Origin of the sequence: Chryseobacterium sp. X308 (genome assembly GCF_020733145.1) — a bacterium.
Classification (GTDB): Bacteria; Bacteroidota; Bacteroidia; order Flavobacteriales; family Weeksellaceae; genus Chryseobacterium; species Chryseobacterium cupriresistens.
Map to the genome: position 1 here is coordinate 1 of NZ_JAJFZH010000023.1, position 17,764 is coordinate 17,764.

Annotated in this window: 17 protein-coding genes and 1 riboswitch; of the genes, 5 read left to right on the forward strand and 12 right to left on the reverse strand. The window is 37.7% G+C overall.

Annotation, left to right across the window (positions count from 1 at the left end):
- Positions 1 to 178 precede the first annotated feature (178 nt).
- A riboswitch (Fluoride riboswitch) is annotated at positions 179 to 246 on the forward strand.
- A 31-nt stretch (positions 247 to 277) separates the two neighbouring features.
- Positions 278 to 1,585 carry a voltage-gated chloride channel family protein gene (locus LIV57_RS19360; protein ID WP_227943917.1) on the forward strand — a complete coding sequence of 436 codons (1,308 nt, stop codon included), beginning with the start codon at positions 278 to 280 and terminating at the stop codon, positions 1,583 to 1,585.
- A gap of 154 nt (positions 1,586 to 1,739) precedes the next feature.
- Here the strand turns inward: LIV57_RS19360 and LIV57_RS19365 are convergent, their stop codons facing one another.
- Positions 1,740 to 1,901 carry a hypothetical protein gene (locus LIV57_RS19365; protein WP_227943918.1) on the reverse strand — a complete coding sequence of 54 codons (162 nt, stop codon included), beginning with the start codon at positions 1,899 to 1,901 and terminating at the stop codon, positions 1,740 to 1,742.
- Between the two features lie 22 nt (positions 1,902 to 1,923).
- Between LIV57_RS19365 and LIV57_RS19370 the strand changes: the two genes are divergently transcribed.
- Positions 1,924 to 2,799, forward strand: coding sequence for a LysR family transcriptional regulator (locus tag LIV57_RS19370; RefSeq protein ID WP_227943919.1), 876 nt, complete (start codon positions 1,924 to 1,926; stop codon positions 2,797 to 2,799).
- 150 nt (positions 2,800 to 2,949) lie between these two features.
- The gene (locus tag LIV57_RS19375) at positions 2,950 to 3,885 is read left to right on the forward strand and encodes a YeiH family protein (protein WP_227943920.1); all 936 of its coding nucleotides are present in this window, start codon (positions 2,950 to 2,952) and stop codon (positions 3,883 to 3,885) included.
- 78 nt (positions 3,886 to 3,963) lie between these two features.
- Here the strand turns inward: LIV57_RS19375 and LIV57_RS19380 are convergent, their stop codons facing one another.
- The 8 genes from LIV57_RS19380 to LIV57_RS19415 form a co-directional block, all read right to left on the reverse strand.
- Positions 3,964 to 4,146 carry a hypothetical protein gene (locus LIV57_RS19380; protein WP_110009396.1) on the reverse strand — a complete coding sequence of 61 codons (183 nt, stop codon included), beginning with the start codon at positions 4,144 to 4,146 and terminating at the stop codon, positions 3,964 to 3,966.
- Between the two features lie 167 nt (positions 4,147 to 4,313).
- Positions 4,314 to 5,555: an MFS transporter gene (locus LIV57_RS19385; protein WP_227943921.1), complete on the reverse strand. Its 1,242-nt coding sequence runs from the start codon at positions 5,553 to 5,555 to the stop codon at positions 4,314 to 4,316.
- A 73-nt stretch (positions 5,556 to 5,628) separates the two neighbouring features.
- Positions 5,629 to 7,194, reverse strand: a complete 1,566-nt coding sequence (rny, locus tag LIV57_RS19390; protein ID WP_171006220.1) for a ribonuclease Y — start codon at positions 7,192 to 7,194, stop codon at positions 5,629 to 5,631.
- A gap of 233 nt (positions 7,195 to 7,427) precedes the next feature.
- The gene (locus LIV57_RS19395) at positions 7,428 to 7,715 is read right to left on the reverse strand and encodes a cell division protein ZapA (RefSeq protein ID WP_110009403.1); all 288 of its coding nucleotides are present in this window, start codon (positions 7,713 to 7,715) and stop codon (positions 7,428 to 7,430) included.
- Complete coding sequence (locus tag LIV57_RS19400; RefSeq protein ID WP_227943922.1) at positions 7,715 to 8,164, reverse strand: FlxA-like family protein; 450 nt, start codon at positions 8,162 to 8,164, stop codon at positions 7,715 to 7,717. Before LIV57_RS19400 ends, LIV57_RS19395 begins: the two co-directional genes overlap by 1 nt.
- Positions 8,157 to 8,939, reverse strand: a complete 783-nt coding sequence (locus tag LIV57_RS19405; RefSeq protein ID WP_110009404.1) for a porin family protein — start codon at positions 8,937 to 8,939, stop codon at positions 8,157 to 8,159. The genes LIV57_RS19400 and LIV57_RS19405 overlap by 8 nt, the downstream gene beginning before the upstream one ends.
- A 3-nt stretch (positions 8,940 to 8,942) precedes the next feature.
- Positions 8,943 to 9,674, reverse strand: coding sequence for a bifunctional demethylmenaquinone methyltransferase/2-methoxy-6-polyprenyl-1,4-benzoquinol methylase UbiE (gene ubiE / locus LIV57_RS19410; protein WP_002980528.1), 732 nt, complete (start codon positions 9,672 to 9,674; stop codon positions 8,943 to 8,945).
- 3 nt (positions 9,675 to 9,677) lie between these two features.
- The gene (locus tag LIV57_RS19415; RefSeq protein WP_034695976.1) at positions 9,678 to 10,247 is read right to left on the reverse strand and encodes a hypothetical protein; all 570 of its coding nucleotides are present in this window, start codon (positions 10,245 to 10,247) and stop codon (positions 9,678 to 9,680) included.
- A gap of 101 nt (positions 10,248 to 10,348) precedes the next feature.
- Here LIV57_RS19415 and LIV57_RS19420 point away from each other — a divergent pair, with 101 nt between their 5' ends.
- Positions 10,349 to 11,422, forward strand: a complete 1,074-nt coding sequence (locus tag LIV57_RS19420; protein ID WP_227943923.1) for a 3-oxoacyl-ACP synthase III family protein — start codon at positions 10,349 to 10,351, stop codon at positions 11,420 to 11,422.
- 67 nt (positions 11,423 to 11,489) lie between these two features.
- The gene (locus LIV57_RS19425; protein ID WP_227943924.1) at positions 11,490 to 12,695 is read left to right on the forward strand and encodes a metallophosphoesterase; all 1,206 of its coding nucleotides are present in this window, start codon (positions 11,490 to 11,492) and stop codon (positions 12,693 to 12,695) included.
- 172 nt (positions 12,696 to 12,867) lie between these two features.
- Here LIV57_RS19425 and LIV57_RS19430 read toward each other — a convergent pair whose 3' ends face one another.
- The 3 genes from LIV57_RS19430 to LIV57_RS19440 form a co-directional block, all read right to left on the reverse strand.
- Positions 12,868 to 13,620: a polysaccharide deacetylase gene (locus LIV57_RS19430; RefSeq protein WP_227943925.1), complete on the reverse strand. Its 753-nt coding sequence runs from the start codon at positions 13,618 to 13,620 to the stop codon at positions 12,868 to 12,870.
- Positions 13,621 to 13,704: 84 nt separating this feature from the next.
- A complete protein-coding gene (locus LIV57_RS19435) occupies positions 13,705 to 14,670 on the reverse strand; it encodes an NAD-dependent epimerase/dehydratase family protein (RefSeq protein WP_110009408.1) in 966 nt (321 codons plus the stop codon).
- 103 nt (positions 14,671 to 14,773) lie between these two features.
- Positions 14,774 to 17,611 (reverse strand): TonB-dependent receptor plug domain-containing protein, encoded by a 2,838-nt coding sequence (locus LIV57_RS19440; RefSeq protein WP_227943926.1) that lies wholly within the window; start codon positions 17,609 to 17,611, stop codon positions 14,774 to 14,776.
- Positions 17,612 to 17,764: the final 153 nt, after the last annotated feature.

Below are 17,764 nucleotides of genomic sequence, written 5' to 3' on the forward strand. Positions count from 1 at the left end.
ATCTAAAGCCAATGGGATTTAAAATTTATTTGGCTGGGCTAAAGCTCACCCCTATTGAATTTTAACAATAAGATCTTTTATCTTTTATCTTTTATCTTTTATCTTTTATCTTTTATCTTTTATCTTTTATCTTTTATCTTTTATCTTTTATCTTTTTACCATAATTCATATATTTGTACCCTCAAAAGGAAATGGTGTTCTTCCTTACCCAACCGCTTTATAAAAGCTGATGACGCCTGATTAAAAGATTATTAACAAATAACTAATCAGGATTATTATGTCAAAAAGTCAAAGAACACCAGGTAAAAAAGCAGTTTTTCATACTCGTTTTTTCTTCAGAAAATTTCCGGCAATTCCTTATATTTTAAAATGGCTGTGTATCAGTATCATCATTGGTGCATTGGTAGGAACCGCATCTGCAGGATTTCTTCAATCTTTAGAATGGGCAACACACTTCAGAGAAAATCATCTCTGGCTGATTGCTTTACTTCCTGCTGCAGGATTTCTGATAGGGCTTCTTTATTATTATTTCGGAAAAGATGTGGAGGCTGGAAATAATCTGTTGATCGATACCATCCATGAACCCAAGGGAATTATTCCATTTAAAATGGCTCCTTTTGTGTATCTGGGAACAATTGCAACGCATTTCTTTGGAGGTTCTGCCGGCCGTGAAGGAACAGCTCTTCAGATGGCGGGAGCCATCGCGGATCAGCTCACCAGGCCTTTTAAACTTGACCGAAATGAAAGAAAAATATTAATTATTGCTGCTATTGCTGCCGGATTTGGCTCCGTTTTCGGAACACCGCTGGCAGGAGCCGTTTTTGGTCTTGAAGTTTTTCTGATCGGAAGGATTCGTTACAATGCAATCTTTCCGGCATTTGCTTCTGCAATTCTGGCAGACTGGGCTACCAATCTCTGGAATGTAAAACATACCCATTACCATATTGATTATATTCCTAAACTTGAGTTCTTACCAATTCTATACAGCATTCTGGCAGGAATAGCTTTTGGAATCTGCGCTGCTGCATTCAGTAAAATCATCCACTGGATGGGCTCTCATTTTAAATCAAAAATCAAATATCCTCCACTTCGTCCAGTAGTGGGAGGAATTATTATAGCACTTGCCGTTTTTGCAATGGGAACAACCCGTTATATAGGACTGGGAGTTCCTGTAATTGTGGAATCTTTTGATAAGCAGCTTCCACTGTATGATTTTGCTCTAAAAATGATTTTTACCATTGTTACGCTTTCGGCCGGATTCAAAGGTGGAGAAGTGACACCTTTGTTCTTCATTGGTGCTACCTTAGGCAGCGCTCTGTCACTATTCATTCCTTTACCCTTCGGATTATTAGCAGGAATGGGGTTTGTAGCGGTATTTGCAGGAGCCACCAATACGCCTTTAGCCTGTATGCTGATGGGAATTGAATTATTCGGGGCAGAATGCGGTGTTTATGTAGCTATTGCGTGTGTCGTTTCTTATCTTCTTTCAGGACATAACAGTATTTATTCCAGACAGAAAATCGGAGAAGCAAAAAACAGAAGATATGAAAGTCAGCAGGACAAGTCTGTTTCGGATTTTTTATAAAGGGTTTCGAGATGCGGGGTGCGGGTTACGAGTTACGGGATGCGAAGTGCGGGGTCACAATTATTTGTTTATTTTGTTGCCGGATGCGGGATGCTGGTTTTTATTAATTCTCAGTTCTTCACTTATAACATCTTGAGCCCAAAATCCCTCAAACTTAAAAACCAAACTTGAAATCCCGAATCCCGCACCACGAAACCCGAATCCCGAATCCCAAATCTCTCAAATCGTCAGACTCCAAAACCCCGAAACTCGCAACACGCATCTCATTACCCTCAAACCCTCCCACTCTCAAACTCACTCCACTTCCCGTTTCCAACTATAATTCGTAATTTTACCCCATGTTCGATTACAGATTAAAAGTTTTCCATACGGTGGCTACCCGATTAAGTTTCACGAAGGCTTCAGAGGAGCTTCACATTTCCCAGCCTGCCGTTACCAAGCATATTAAAGAGATTGAAATTCAAATAGGAGCCAAATTATTTGATCGTAAAGGAACTTCTATCCAACTGACTCAAAGCGGAAAAATTCTGTTTGAACATGCCGAAAAGATCAGAAATATCTACCGTGACATGGAATTTGAGATCAGCCAGATCAGTCAGCAGCATAAGGGAAAACTGATTATCGGGGCGAGTACAACCGTTGCACAGTATATTTTACCGGAGATTTTAGCCAAATTCAATTCGTATTATAAAGATATTAAGATTGAATTGCTGACAGGAAATACAGAAACCATCTCAACCCTTTTAAAAGAGGAGAAAATTGATCTGGGCATTATTGAAGGAGAATCACAGTCTTCTTATTTTGAATATAAAACTTTTAAGCCCGATGAGATTGTACTGGCCGCAAAGTCAGATCACCCTCTTGCCCATAAAACATTAAGCTTAAAAGATCTTTATCAGCTGGATCTTATCTTCAGGGAACAGGGTTCCGGGACACTGGAATTTATCCAAAACAGGCTTAAAGAAAAGGAAATTAATATCCATGAATTGAATACTGTCATACAGCTGGGAAGCAGTGAAAGTATTAAAAATTACCTTCTTCACTCTGAATGTTTGGCATTTCTTTCCATCAGCACTATTCTTAACGAACTTAAAAACAACATCCTTACAGTGATTGATATTAAAAATTTCAGTATCGAAAGAGATTTTCATTTTATCCTGCCTAAAGGAGAACAATCTGAACTGATCAAACTTTTTTTGAGGTTTGCAGAATAACAGGCAATAAGCAATAAGCAATAAGCAATAAGCAATAAGCAATAAGCAATAAGCAAAGATATAACTTTTAGTTATTCAATATAACAAAATACGATTTACTTTGTAATACTATTTTCCGGACTTTTGATGCTCATTTTAAAAGTTCGCATTATGAAAGATTTCATTCAAAATGAAATAACAAGGAAAGTATTTTTTATTGTTTTGGCTGTATTATGCCTTACTCCCTTTATATCTTCTCCAATTGCCCTGGCGCTGGGTTTTTTCCTGGTTGTCTTTATCGGAAATCCTTTTGAAAAACATCTTCATCAATATATTCATTTACTGCTGCAGATTTCAATTGTAGGTCTTGGATTCGGGCTGAAGCTTGATGAAGCGCTTCATGCCGGTAAAACAGGCTTGATGCTGACTGTTGTAAGTATTGTCACTGTTATGGTTTTAGGATATTTTCTTGGAAAAATATTTAAACTGGAAAGGCCTTTATCTTATCTTCTCTCCGCAGGAACTGCTATTTGTGGCGGGAGTGCTATTGCTGCTGTTTCCCCAATCATTAAACCCAATACAAAACAAATTTCTCTTGCACTGGCTATTGTTTTTACCTTAAATTCGGTTGCCTTGTTTGTATACCCTGCAATAGGACACCTGCTGAATCTTTCACAGGAGCAGTTTGGGCTTTGGTGTGCCGTGGGAATTCATGACACAAGTTCTGTAGTGGGTGCCGCCAGTAAATATGGAGATGAAGCTTTGAAAATAGCCACCACAGTAAAACTGGCTCGTGCTTTATGGATTATTCCTGTTTCACTGATCACCATGTTTATTTTTAAAAGTAAAGATTCCAAAATAAAGATTCCCTGGTTTATTGGATATTTCATTGCAGCAATCCTTTTGAATACTTATTTCCCCTTTCTTGACCGATTCAGTACTTCGATTACTGTTCTGGCAAAATCCGGTCTGAATCTGACTTTATTTTTGATTGGTTCTACCCTTTCTGTTCAAACACTAAAATCAATCGGATTAAAACCTTTGGTAATGGCAATTATCCTATGGATAACGATAAGCATCGGCAGCCTTCTTTACATCATCCGTTAAAAGAGCAGAACCCTTTTGAAATCAAAAGGGTTCTGCATATTAAATGTGGAAATGTTTATTTCTAATTGAAATAATTTCTTAGATCTCCCCGCAAGTATAAACTTGTGGACAGCCAATATATTGTACACAATACCAAGGTCCGGTTACTGCTCCTGAGCAGCTGCATCCGCAAAGTGATAAATCAGGATTTCCGCTTATTCCTCCGGTAATGTTTTTCAGATCCTGTTTTCTTAATTTTTTAGCGTTTTTCATAATGTTCATGAGATTTAGTTTGATTAAAAATATAGTTTTAGTTACCTTTCAAAGTTAAACAAATATTAAATACTCGCAACAAAAATTAATGTAAAATTGAATAATTTATTGATAATAACCCTATTATTATGTTCAAAATAAGGAATAGCACTATGTTATTTATTAAACAAGTTAAATTATTCCGTAAATTCAAGATCTCTGTCGTGGGTTTCTGAAATGGTAAGTGAAGAATAAAATGCCAGCCCGAATACCACCACTCCTACTATGGCAGCACTTTCCACAACCGGGAAATGTCCTTTAAGAGAATCAAAAGCAAATATCATTACCGGCACCAACCCTCTTACCATGTTAGGAACGGTAGTTGTTGCCGTATTTCTGATATTCGTTCCGAACTGTTCTGCTGCCAACGTTACAAACATAGCCCAGTATCCTGTTCCAAATCCCAGCCATACACAAAACAGGTAATATCTGGTTTCCGTGTTGGTATTTCCGAATAACATAATTACCACCCCGATCAGCGTAAAGATCAGCATATAAAAGATGGCCATTTTACGGGATTTTAAAGCATGGGAAATAAAACCACTCAACAGGTCACCGACAGAAATACCTACATAAGCCCACATAATGGCTTTTCCGGGGTTGATATCCTTTATTCCTAATTCAGGGGCAAACTGATTGGCTAAAACAGCCAGAATCCCTATGCAATACCACGTAGGTAATCCCACTGCAATGCATTTTAAATATCTTATCAGTCTGTCTTTATTGGTGAAAAAGGAGAGAAAGTTTCCTTTGGAGATGTTTTTATGCTCAAGATTCTTATAAATTCCGGATTCCGATACGCTTATTCTCAGTATCAATAACATAATTCCCATGATCCCACCGATAATGTAAGAAATATTCCATCCTCCGGCCAGCTCTACAGTTAGCTGAGCTACAACGGCCCCCATTAATCCGAAACCGGCAACAACCGAAGTCCCGATGGCTCTTAAATTCTTCGGCAGACTTTCAGAAACCAGTGTAATTCCGGCTCCAAGCTCTCCGGCAAGTCCTATACCTGCAATAAACCTTAAGCCGGCATATTGGTATACCAAATGCTCTTTCGGAAAATAAGGCAGAAAACCACAGGCAATATTGGCTAAAGAATACACTAAAATGGATCCAAAAAGTACGGAAAGCCTTCCTTTCTTATCGCCAAAAATTCCCCAGAACACCCCTCCGATAAGAAGGCCTACCATCTGACAGTTCAGAATAAAAGTTCCGTCCGCATCCGGATTAAGCCCCAAAGCTTTTAAACTGGGTATTCTAACGATACCGAATAAAAGAAGGTCATAGATATCTACAAAATAGCCAAGGGCGGAGATAATAACGGGAATAGAGAAAATGTACTTCAGTTTTGAAGACAGGGACAGTTCTTGCATTTTTAAGTTTTGATAAAAATAAAAAACCTTTCAATTTCTTGAAAGGTTTTTATCAAATATCTTTTTCTGATTATTATCTGGCAATATTGACAGCTCTCGTTTCTCTGATTACTGTTACTTTTACCTGCCCCGGATAAGTCAGTTCATTCTGGATTTTCTCAGAGATGTCGTAAGATAGCTGAGACGCTACTTCGTCATTTACTTTTCCGCTCTCTACCATTACTCTCAATTCTCTACCCGCCTGGATGGCATAAGCACTGGATACTCCATCGAAGCTTAATGCTGCAGATTCAAGATCTTTTAATCTCTGGATGTAAGACTCCAATACCTGTCTTCTTGCTCCCGGTCTTGCTCCTGAGATCGCATCGGCAACCTGAATGATCGGAGATAATAACGATTTCATTTCAATTTCGTCGTGGTGAGCTCCGATTGCGTTTACAACTTCAGGGTTTTCACCGTATTTCTCAGCCCACTGCATTCCTAAAAGGGCGTGTGGTAATTCTGATTCCTGCTCAGGAACTTTACCGATATCGTGTAAAAGACCTGCTCTTTTTGCTAATTTTACGTTTAATCCTAATTCAGCAGCCATCGTTGCAGCAATGTTGGCTACTTCTCTCGAGTGCTGTAGTAAGTTTTGTCCGTAAGAAGAACGGTATTTCATTCTACCTACGATTTTGATCAGTTCAGGGTGTAATCCGTGGATTCCTAAATCAATGATGGTTCTCTTCCCTACTTCAATGATTTCCTCCTCAATCTGCTTTCTTGTTTTTTCTACCACTTCTTCGATTCTTGCCGGGTGAATTCTACCATCGGTTACCAATCTGTGAAGGGATAGTCTTGCAATTTCTCTTCTTACCGGATCAAAGCATGAAAGAAGAATAGCTTCAGGAGTATCATCAACGATAATTTCTACTCCGGTTACAGCTTCCAAAGCACGGATATTTCTACCTTCCCTACCGATAATTCTACCTTTTACTTCATCAGACTCGATGTTGAAAACGGATACTGAATTTTCGATTGCCTGCTCCGTTCCGATTCTCTGGATTGTCTGGATAACGATCTTTCTCGCTTCGTTTTTAGCATTCATCTGAGCTTCTTCCATGATGCTCTGAACATGTGCCTGTGCTCTTGTTTTGGCCTCTGCTCTCATGGTTTCTACCAATTCTGCTTTAGCTTCCTCAGCGGTGTAATTAGAGATTTTTTCAAGTATTTCTACTTTCTTGGCAGTAGCCGTATCTAATTCCTGCTGTTTTCTATCCAGAATTTCGTTCTTCTTGGCATAATCTGCAATCTGTCTGTCTAGATCTTTTTCAAGCTTCCCAGTCTTGCTAAGCTCGTCATTCAGCTTGTGTTCCTTGTCTTTGATTCTTTTCTCAACTTCCTGCATTTTCTTTTCGCGGGACTGAATATCAGCGTCATGCTGTGATTTCAGTTCCAGGAATTTTTCTTTAGCCTGAAGATTCTTTTCTTTCTTTATGGATTCAGCCTGTACATTAGCTTTTTCTATAAGGTTTTCGGCATTTTTCTTGGCATCATCTATGATGAATTTTGCTTTAGTATTCAGAGAACTTCTGGAAAAAAACATTCCCACGACAGCTCCGATTACCAAACAAACAACACCGACTATAACTTCTATCATAATTTATATTGAGTTTTAATTGTATTCATATCCTTGTTCAATAAAAAAAGCCCACAATAATCCAGAGATTGAGAGTAAACTCCTAATCAACACGATTTGAACTGATTTCCACTGTCTGTAATCCGGAAGCCCGGCACGCCATTCAATGGACATTTGTTCGGTAATTGTTTAGCGTTGAGTTTACCTTTAATGTGTTAGAATTATTGTAGGCAGTAATTTTCAGGAAAAAAAATCTATTTCCCGATTTCATTCAACGACTGATTAATCTGCTTTAACCTTTCGTTGGTAGAATTAATATTTTTTTCGTAGTTCAGAGAAACTACTTCCGCATTGGTTCCCAGTTTAAGGGCACACATTGCCAAAGCATCCTGTTTATCTCTTACATCGAAGTTTTGTTCAAAATCTTTAATCATATTCTCGATCTGCTTCCCTACTTTACGCAAAGTTTCTTCCTCTGCTGCCGGTACGTTCAGCGGATACACTCTTCCTGCAATGTTGACGGTTATTCTCCTTATCTCCATTATAATCCACTGTTTTGAAGCTGAGCAATACAGAAATCAATTTCTTTTACCAATCTGTTGATATGGTTTTTCATTAACCTATTGTGTTCAGGATTTCCTGATATTGCTGAATAAAGTTTTATATTTTTTTGTTCTTCTGCTAATACCTGATTCTTTCTTCTTTCCTCATCATATTTCTTCTTCAACTCTTCATGCTCAATACTTAATTCTTTTAAATTTTCCGTAAGATTTTTATAGTTCTTTTGCAGAGTCGAAATCTTTCTCTCTAATTCTGAAAAATTGTTTTCTAAATCTTGAAGCATTTCAGGTTTGTATATTCTAACTAAAAGCAAAAATAAAAAAATAATAACACTAACAAAAATAAAACACTCTATATTTTGATATAACAATAAAAAAGGAGGTGCCAGCGCACCTCCTGTGTATTTTTCATTGAAATATTTTTTATTCAAATTTCAGAACGAACATTACTGCTCTTGTCTGCAATGTAGAGATTGCAGATGACCAGTAAGGAGGTGTAGTAGCGTTATCCGCCACTTTTTCATTGTTCATGAAGAATGTTCCTCTTACGGCAGGAGTCAGTTTAAATTTGTTGAAATAAAACTGGATTCCCATTTCTGCAGACCATGCAAAGTTGTGCGTAGTAGATCTGTAGATTCCCTGCATGTTGTCGTCTGTAGAAGTTGCATTAGACTGAAGGTTTACAACGTAATTCACCCCTGCTGCAACATAAGGTCTTGAGTTGTACCATCTCTGGCCGTGAAGCTCCAAAAGTACCGGAATATCGATCAACGTAGATTTAATTTCTCTTACTTTATCCTTTTCCTGTAAAGGGAATGGCATAAAAGGATCATTCGTTAAAGATCCCCCTGCATATATGTCATTGGATTGAGTATTAAAAGTCAACTGTCTTTGTGCAAACTGTAAACCTGGTTCTATTCTCACGTCAAGATAGTCATTCAGTCTCCATTTTGCAATAAGCCCGGCACCGAAACTATAGCTTTCCTTAGAGGTAACAAGGTTTTCATTATCATTCATCCCGTATTTCGGATGTAAAACAATGCGGTAATCCAGTCTGTTCCCGTTCAAATAAAACCCCCAACTGAATTTCTGTTCGTCGAAATCTTCCAACTTGTCCATTCTGTTTCGGGTTCTGAATTGCGCGTTTGCAAAAACGGCAACATTTACTGAGGTTAAAACCAGTGCTTTTAATAGAAATTTATTCATAGGTTACTTTGTTGCTTTATAAATTGTGGCTATACCTAAACTTAATTTTTTATATTCAACTTTCTTAAATCCCGTATCTAAAAGAATTTGCTTCATCTTCTCCCCGAAAGGAAAAGCATTTACAGAATCCGGAAGGTATGTGTACGCCCTATTATCCTTAGAAACCAATCTGCCGATGGCAGGCAATATATTTTTGAAATAAAACATATAAAATGGTCCCATGAAACCCTCAACCTTTGAAAACTCCAGTATATAAACACTTTTGTTATCTTTAACTACTCTTCTTAACTCTGCCAAACCTTTGGTAAGGTTTTCAAAATTCCTTACTCCAAATGCAACGGAAACAGCATCAAATCTATTGTCCTCGAAGGGTAAATTTTCTGCATCTCCTTTTTGCATGGAAATTTTGCCGTCTAATTTAAGTTTTTTTATTTTAATAACGCCAACATTCAGCATTTGTTGTGATAAATCTAATCCAACTACTTTAGAACCGGTTCCTTTTTCAATAGTAATTGCCAGATCTCCTGTTCCTGTAGCCACATCCAGCACTTCCTGCGGATTATCATTTTTCATCCATTTTACCAGTTTATTTCTCCATAAAACGTCAATTTTCATGGATAAAACATGGTTCAGAAGGTCATACTTCGGTGCAATGTTGTCGAACATATCCTCTACCTGGCTCTTTTTGGTAGCCTCTGAATTGTAGGGAGTAACTTTGGTGATATCTTTTGTCAAAACTTAAAACTTGTAATATTCTTTGTAATAATTTAGGTAATCCTGCTTTCTGAAGATTTTGGATCGCGATTCCACTTTCTGGATGTTTTTGATCACTTTGTCATAGTCTTCATCTACATTGTAATAAAAATCTTCTGTGTAAAGCTTATTGAAGCGTCTTGCTCCTCCGTAATAATCCTTTCCGTCGATAACCGTTTTATCAAGGTTAGCCAGCAACGAATCTTTTTTAAGATTATATCCGTAATACTGATCATTTACGTAGTAATCCTGATGGGTAATATTAATCAGACCGCGAAGTTTATTCACTTCAAATGCTGAATCGTAAAGCATTTTCTTGTTCTGATCAAAAACCTGAATAGAGTTTTTCCCTTTATTCAAATCCACATGCACATACTGCCCCGCAGAAATAATTCCTTCAGATCCGTTATTGATCTTAAAATAATACGTATTCGGGGTAGGATTATCTACAACATAATAATTCTTCTTGGCTAAAAAAAGGAAGTAGATCCCAAAGGCAACGATAAACGCCACAGCTGCAATAAGTAAGCCTTTTAAGGACGAGTTGTTTTTCATAGATTGTAAAGTACAATTTTTGCAAATTTAATAATATTTTTAATTCTCCGTTATTAATATTAATTATTAACTTTGCATCTTTAAAAAAATCATATAAACGAATGCCGAATACGATCATTATTGGCTCTGGATGTTATATTCCGAACAGAGTTATTGGTAGAGATTACTTCATGAATTCCGAGTTTTACACTGAAGACGGGGTAAAGATTGAAAAGCCTGTGGAAGAGACCATTGCGAAATTTGTAGAGATTACAGAAATCGAAAACAGGAGATTCATTGAGGATGATCTTTCCAACTCACAAATCGGTTATGAAGCTGCAAAAATTGCCCTTGAGGACGCAAAAGTAGACGGCGAAGACCTGGATTATATTATTTATGCAAGCAATTTCGGGGAAGTTACTGAACACGGATATGCTGATTTTATGCCTACAATGGCAGCGAGAGTGAAGAATAAACTGGGAATCAAAAACAGAAAATGCGTAACCTACGATATGCTTTTCGGATGCCCGGGATGGGTAGAAGCAATGATTTTGGCAGATAACCTTATTAAAGCTAAAGTAGCCAAAACCATTCTTGTTATCGGAGGAGAAACTTTAAGCAGAGTAACAGATCCGCATGACAGAAACAGAATGATCTTTGCAGACGGTGCCGGAGCTGTAGTGGTAAAAGCTACGGATGAAGAGAATGTTGGAATTATTGCCCACAACACAATTTGTGATAACGGACCGGAATTAAACTATCTTGAAAACGCTCCTTCCATCAATAAAGAAGTAGATCAGAAACGTCTGTATGTAAGAATGTTAGGAAGAAAAATCTACGAATACGCTCTAAAAAATGTACCGGTTGCCATCAAGGATACCATTACTGATGCCGGTCTTTCTATTGAAGATATAGACAAAATCTTAATCCACCAGGCTAATGCTAAAATGGATTATGCAATGATTGAAAGACTTCATAAGCTTTATGACGTGAAAGAATACGATCATGCCATCTCTCCTATGACTATTCAGGATTTCGGAAACACTTCTGTAGCAACAATTCCTACTATGTACGATTTAATAATTAAAGGAAAAATGGAGGGTCAATCGTTTAAAGATAATGGTAACATTGTAATGACTTCGGTAGGTGCCGGAATGAACATCAATGCTATCGTTTATAGATTTCCTAAAAAGTAATATTTAAACCATTAAAAATATAAAAGCACAGGGAAGTTTATTCTTTGTGCTTTTTTTTGATCAGAACATGCAAAAGAATTTTTTAATCATCGCCGCAATCTTCCTTTTTCTGGAAGTGTATATTTATCAGGCCGTCAGAACACTTACCGATAATTTCTGGATCAGAATCGGATACTGGGTCATATCTTTAGTTGTGTATGGAATTTTCGCGTATGAAGTTACCCACTACCAAAGATCAGACAGAAGTATGGTAAGAGCTCAGATCATGATTTCGTTATTTTTAATCTTCATTCTTCCAAAGATCTTTATCGTGTTATTTTTATTGATTGATGATATTGTCCGAACGGGTGGTTACCTGATCGGTTTCGCCAAGCCATCGGAAAACTTCTTCCCGGAAAGAAGAAAGTTCCTGAGTCTGGTTGGATTGGGAATGAGCGGCCTTCTTTCCGCTCTTTTCATAGACGGGATTACATTTGGAAAGTACAGACATAAGGTAAGAAGGGTAAGAGTGAATTTCGCCAACCTTCCGAAAAGCTTTAAAGGCTATAAAATCATCCAGATTTCTGATGTCCACAGCGGAAGTTTCTCTGATCCCGGCAAATTAGAGCATGCCATTGAGCTGATTAATGAGCAGAAGCCAGACCTGGTATTATTTACCGGGGATATGGTGAATAACGTTGCTGATGAATTCAAACCTTTTATTCCCTTATTTTCAAAAATCCAGGCTAAAGACGGCAAGTTTGCGGTATTGGGAAACCACGATTACGGAGATTATGTAAGCTGGGAATCACCTGCAGCTAAACAAGAAAACCTTGATACATTGATTGATTATGAAAAGCAAGCCGGATTTGATATGCTGAGAAATGAACACAGAGTCATTGAAAAAAACGGAGAAAAACTATATATTCTTGGGGTTGATAACTGGGGATTGAAGCCATTCCCACAATTCGGAAAGATTGATGATGCTTTACAAGGCGTACCGGAATCTGCCACTAAGATTTTAATGAGCCACGACCCTACCCACTTTGATTATGTAGTAAAAAAGCACCCTGCAAACATTCACCTGACACTTTCGGGACACACGCACGGGATGCAGTTTGGGCTGGATCTTAAGAATGTCAAATGGTCACCCGTACAATATAAATACCCAAAATGGGCCGATTTATACGAAAGTGAAGGAAAACTACTGTATGTCAACAGAGGATTCGGAGTATTGGGCTATCCGGGAAGAGTAGGTGTATTGCCGGAGATTACGCTTTTTGAGTTGAGCTAGTGAAGTTCAAAGTTCAAAGTTCAAAGTTTAATGTTTAATGTTTAATGTTTAAAGTTTAATGTTAGAGGTTTAGAAATTGAGTATTGTTGAACATGTGAAATAGCTCTCCCTAATCCCTTTAACCTATTAGCTGCTACCTAACACCTAATATCTGCAACCTATAACCTGCAACCTAAAAAATATAATCTTTCATACGGGAAGTAGCCATTTCCCTATCGTTAAGAAAAGTAAGGAGGGCATCTAGTTTGTCCTCCATTTTTTTGCCCGAAAATAAGCTTCGGTAAAATGGAATATCAAAACGGTATTTCTTGAAATCCGTAAACTGCCATGTGTTCAGGTAGATCAGCACAAATTCTTCATTCTGCAAAGTTTCCAGTACCATATTCTGATAGTACTTCATCGGCAGAATCTGAAATACAAAATCATTATAGGGAAGCTGGCTGTACGGAGAGATACTTTCCGGAACAATACTCAGCCCATCCTCCTCTATAATTTCAGTATCTCTTTTAAGCCTTTTGAAAGGAAAAAGAATATTGGCATTATCAATATTGGAGACATAATTGAATTCCATCATCTTTAACATTTCGTGAGAAACCTTTATGTCTTTCTGACGGATTCCTCTGATTTGTTTTTCCAGAAGATCCTGAATATTCTTCTTGGCATTTTCAATTTCTTCAGGATTTGAACCTTTGTTATAAAAAGCAATTTCATGCCCTTTGGATGAAATTGCTTTTATTAAATGATGAAGTTTTTCAGTAAGAGAAACCTCTACAAAAAAACTTGATTTGACATCATGAATATCTAAAATTCTCAGAATCGCTCTGGTATTATCTTCAGTGATTTTTAATCGCTCTTCATCAGAAATTTGAGAGCCGTTTTTTACTCCAGCTTCAATACAAGTGATGTTAAAAGTCAATAATACCATTTAAATTAAAATTTATGTAAATTCTATAAAATATTAAAAATCAGACGTTAAAGATATTTTTAATTAAAGTATTACTTTATATTATTAATCCTTTGCTAATTTTACCTTTAGGTTCTTAATCATATCTTTTGTCATCTCAGAAATTCCGAAATCATACGTCAGACCCCAGTCTTTTTTAGCTACGGAATCGTCAATTGATGCCGGCCATGAATCTGCAATTGCCTGTCTGAAATCCGGGTTATAATCGATCGTAAAATCCGGAATTTCTTTTGTGATTTCTTCCGCCAGTTCTTTTGGAGTAAATGACATTCCGCCCAAATTATAAGAAGAACGAACCGTTAAACTTTCTTTAGGAGCCTCCATCAATTTCAGGGTTGCATTGATAGCATCATCCATATACAACATCGGCATTCCTGTATTCTCCGAAATGAAACTTGTATACTTTCCGTCTTCAATTGCTTTGTAGAAAATCTCAACGGCATAGTCGGTTGTTCCTCCTCCCGCAGGAGTCTTCCATGAGATCAATCCTGGATATCTGATACTTCTTACATCCACACCATATTTATCGAAATAGTACTCACACCACTTCTCCCCTGCCATTTTGGAGATTCCGTAAACGGTTGTTGGGTTCAGCACCACATCCTGTCCTACGTCATGCTTAGGAATTCCTTTTCCAAATACAGCGATTGAACTTGGCCAGAAGATCTTTTTAAGAAGTCCTTCTTTCGCCATTTCACAAAAATGAAGCAGTGGTTCAAGATTTAGCTTCCACGCAAAAATTGGCTGCTTTTCCGAAGTCCCGGATAAAAGCGAAGCAAGGTGATACACTGTCGTAATATCGTAATCTTTGATCACCTGTCTTACCAATTGGGTATTGGTAACATCCATTCTTTCATAGTGTCCGGCAGAGGTAATTCCCTCCTGCCATCTGTCCAATCCTGAGGCAACTACGTTTTCCGCTCCGTGGATTTCAACAAGTCTGTTCGTTAATTCGGTACCAATTTGTCCCAAGGCACCTGTAATCAGTATTCTTTCCGTATAGGATTCCATTTTTCAGATTTTTTTTAGAATTCTACAAAAGTAAAAAAAACATGCCAACCATAATAAAAAAGGTATACTTTCGTACACCTTTTTATATTGCCTAAGCTTGTAATTAAAAAGTAAGATTTACTCTGGCAAAAAGAAATCTTCCGTTCATTCCGAACTGAGAAACATTTCTCGAGTATACAAACTGATTCTGATTAGAAAGATCGATAGTAGATGTATTAACATACACGAGGTTACCGGAAGCATCCAGAGAAGGAGTTTTTAGCGTTGCCGGACCGTAGTTTTTATCAGGATAAATATCAAACAAATTATTTGCCCCGATTGTCAGCTTAAAGTTTTTATTAAAATTATATCCAACAGACAGGTCGGTAATTATTTTTCCTCCCCAAACCGGATGTTCAGTAGCGACAGCCTGGCCGTTAATGATTTCTCCGCTTACGATTCCATCCCCGTTAGCATCCATCGTATTAGGGTCGGTAACTTTTCCGAAATAAACATTCCTTAGCAGCACACTGAATTTATTAATTTCAAGGGCATTATTCAGGGAAGCTTTGAACCTTGGGATAGCTTCCTCAAGGTAAACACGGCTGGATTCCGAATAATACCTGTTGATCTGCCCGGCATTGACTAAAATATCGGAACCATGTATATCTCCTATCCTGTTCGTCTTTGACACCGTAACTGCAAAATCAGAATTCAAAGCTACCGCCTGAGAAAGTCTTGCTTTATGTGAAATCACTCCTTCAACACCCTTAGTCTGAGTATCAATCGCATTCGCGAAGAAAGTGGCAGCATTTGCATTGGCCTTATCAAAAGCAGTCTGTAATTTAGCAAGATCACTTCCCACCGGATAGGTTCCTGACGGTCTTGAAAACTGATCTGTTAAGACCACCCTGTTTTTAATCTTAATGTAATAACCGTCTACTGTAAATGTAAGATTGGCCTGTGGAATCTTAGCCGTAAAACCGGCAGAATAACTCACCGACTCTTCCTGTTTCAATTGTGGAATTCCAAGAATACGTGCTACATCAGAATCATTAGAAAACGTACCTACTTCATATGCTGTTCCGCCCACAAACTGTGTCGCTGTAGCATTAAAATAAATCTGCTGTAAAGAAGGAGCCCTGAATCCCGTGGAATGTGCCGCCCGCAGATTGATATGATCCGTCAGCTTATATCTTGTTGCCAGCTTATAGTTGAATGTAGAACCAAAGTCTGAATAGTTTTCATATCTCAAAGCGGCACTCAAAAGCCACTTGTCTGTAACATCCAGTTCCGTATCCACATAAGCAGCTACGGAATGTCTTCCTTTATTTAAAGCATTTTCTGGTCTAAAACCAGGGAACACCTGAGCTCCTCCGGGCCTTATGTTTCCAAAAAAATCAGTAGGTTTAATCGCAGACCCCCGATTCCCATTAATATCATAAAGAGCCCATGAGGCTTCCTCGCCATTTTCTATTTTGTATTTTTCAAACCTCATTTCTCCTCCAAAGGCAATATTAAATCCTTTTAACCAGTCTAACTTTGTATCGAAATCTGCATTGATGGTATTTTGAGAGAACCCCAAACCTCCTGCATTAAACTCTCTTTTACCAGGATACAGCATGGATGCATTGGCTGTATTTTTTATTGTATAGTCAAAAGTATTGCTTCCGTAAGTGTTACTGATATCATAATTAATATTTCCTAATTTTCCTTTAAATCCTGCTGCAAAAGAGAGATCTATAACATCAGAAGCAATTTCCGGTAAGAAACCATTAGGATATATTGACGTTGAAGTTCTGTTTTGATTAGGCCTTCTGTAAAACCCAGCTGCATTTCCCGCTCTGTAGGAGATTCCTCCAAAAGCATATCCACGGATTGTTGAGGACAGATCAAATTCGGAGTTCATAAAAAACTGACCGGATCCTAACCTAGACTGCCCCACTCTCATATTAAAGTCGTCTCTTGTTAACCCTCTGTAAGCAAGTTCATTTTCAGTTACATCACCCTTCAGCAGATTCTGCAGGGCTGTAATTGTATTTGCCGACTGAATATCAGCCTGCTGTGCTGCAGTAAAATAATTGACATGCGGAGCATACTGATGTATATAATCTATGATTTGTTGCGTATTGGGAGTGTTATTGATATTCCCGAAAAGAGCGGAAATATTAACTCCTTTTTCTAATGCTCTTTGCTCAATAGCATTATATGCATTAAAAATATCACCTGCCGCCGACCTGGCTCTTCCGGTATCATTTCTGTTCAGCAAACTTGCCGTAAAATTGACGAACCCATTATTACCAATTTTAGTTCCGTAATTAAGATCAAGCTGATATTTCTCTCCATCCCATCCTCCGGTATGATCATTAGCTCCTTTCGAATTAAATCCACCTCCCATAATCGCTGCGGTAAATGCATTGGTATTTTTCTTCATGATCACATTAATAACCCCGGCAATTGCATCAGAGCCATACTGCGCTGAAGCCCCATCCCTCAATACTTCCAGCCTTTCAATAGCAAAAGCAGGAATAGCATTCAGATCAGTCCCTACAGATCCTCTACCCGGAGAACCGTTAATATTAACCAGTGATGAAGTATGCCTTCTTTTTCCATTAAGTAAAACAAGTACCTGATCCGGCCCGAGTCCTCTCAATTGAGCTGGATCAACATGATCCGTACCATCTGCTACAGTTGTTGAATTGGAAGTAAAAGACGGCGCAGCATAGTTTAAGATCTGATTAAGATCGGTTTGCGGACTTAGCACAGATTGTGATCCAATATTGATAACATCCACAGGAACAGGAGTATCAGTTGCAACTCGGCTTTTATTTCTGGATCCTACAGTAATTTTAACTTCATCTACTGCCTTTACTTTTATAGAATCTTTCGTTTGTGCATCCAAGCTGGCTGACACAAAGACCAAGGTTCCCAAAAAGATAATTTTCTGGTAATTTTTTTTCATGTATTTTTTTTTCAAATGTAGCAATTCGAATCATAAAAAATAAATTAAAATTCATAAAAACTCTAAATAATTTAAACATTATTCAATATTATTAAATAAATTAACAATAAAACATAAATTAACTTAAAATATATCAACAACTTCAAACAACAA

Excerpts from the sequence above, each read along its gene's own strand:
- LIV57_RS19380 (WP_110009396.1), bottom strand. The coding sequence starts at position 4,146 with ATGAACATTATGAAAAACGCTAAAAAATTAAGAAAACAGGATCTGAAA.
- LIV57_RS19415 (WP_034695976.1), bottom strand. The coding sequence starts at position 10,247 with ATGAAAAACAACTCGTCCTTAAAAGGCTTACTTATTGCAGCTGTGGCG.
- rny (WP_171006220.1), bottom strand. The coding sequence starts at position 7,194 with ATGATAGAAGTTATAGTCGGTGTTGTTTGTTTGGTAATCGGAGCTGTC.
- LIV57_RS19395 (WP_110009403.1), bottom strand. The coding sequence starts at position 7,715 with ATGGAGATAAGGAGAATAACCGTCAACATTGCAGGAAGAGTGTATCCG.
- LIV57_RS19405 (WP_110009404.1), bottom strand. The coding sequence starts at position 8,939 with ATGAATAAATTTCTATTAAAAGCACTGGTTTTAACCTCAGTAAATGTT.
- LIV57_RS19420 (WP_227943923.1), top strand. The coding sequence starts at position 10,349 with ATGCCGAATACGATCATTATTGGCTCTGGATGTTATATTCCGAACAGA.
- LIV57_RS19440 (WP_227943926.1), bottom strand. The coding sequence starts at position 17,611 with ATGAAAAAAAATTACCAGAAAATTATCTTTTTGGGAACCTTGGTCTTT.
- LIV57_RS19360 (WP_227943917.1), top strand. The coding sequence starts at position 278 with ATGTCAAAAAGTCAAAGAACACCAGGTAAAAAAGCAGTTTTTCATACT.
- LIV57_RS19435 (WP_110009408.1), bottom strand. The coding sequence starts at position 14,670 with ATGGAATCCTATACGGAAAGAATACTGATTACAGGTGCCTTGGGACAA.
- LIV57_RS19370 (WP_227943919.1), top strand. The coding sequence starts at position 1,924 with ATGTTCGATTACAGATTAAAAGTTTTCCATACGGTGGCTACCCGATTA.
- LIV57_RS19375 (WP_227943920.1), top strand. The coding sequence starts at position 2,950 with ATGAAAGATTTCATTCAAAATGAAATAACAAGGAAAGTATTTTTTATT.
- LIV57_RS19430 (WP_227943925.1), bottom strand. The coding sequence starts at position 13,620 with ATGGTATTATTGACTTTTAACATCACTTGTATTGAAGCTGGAGTAAAA.
- LIV57_RS19385 (WP_227943921.1), bottom strand. The coding sequence starts at position 5,555 with ATGCAAGAACTGTCCCTGTCTTCAAAACTGAAGTACATTTTCTCTATT.
- LIV57_RS19425 (WP_227943924.1), top strand. The coding sequence starts at position 11,490 with ATGCAAAAGAATTTTTTAATCATCGCCGCAATCTTCCTTTTTCTGGAA.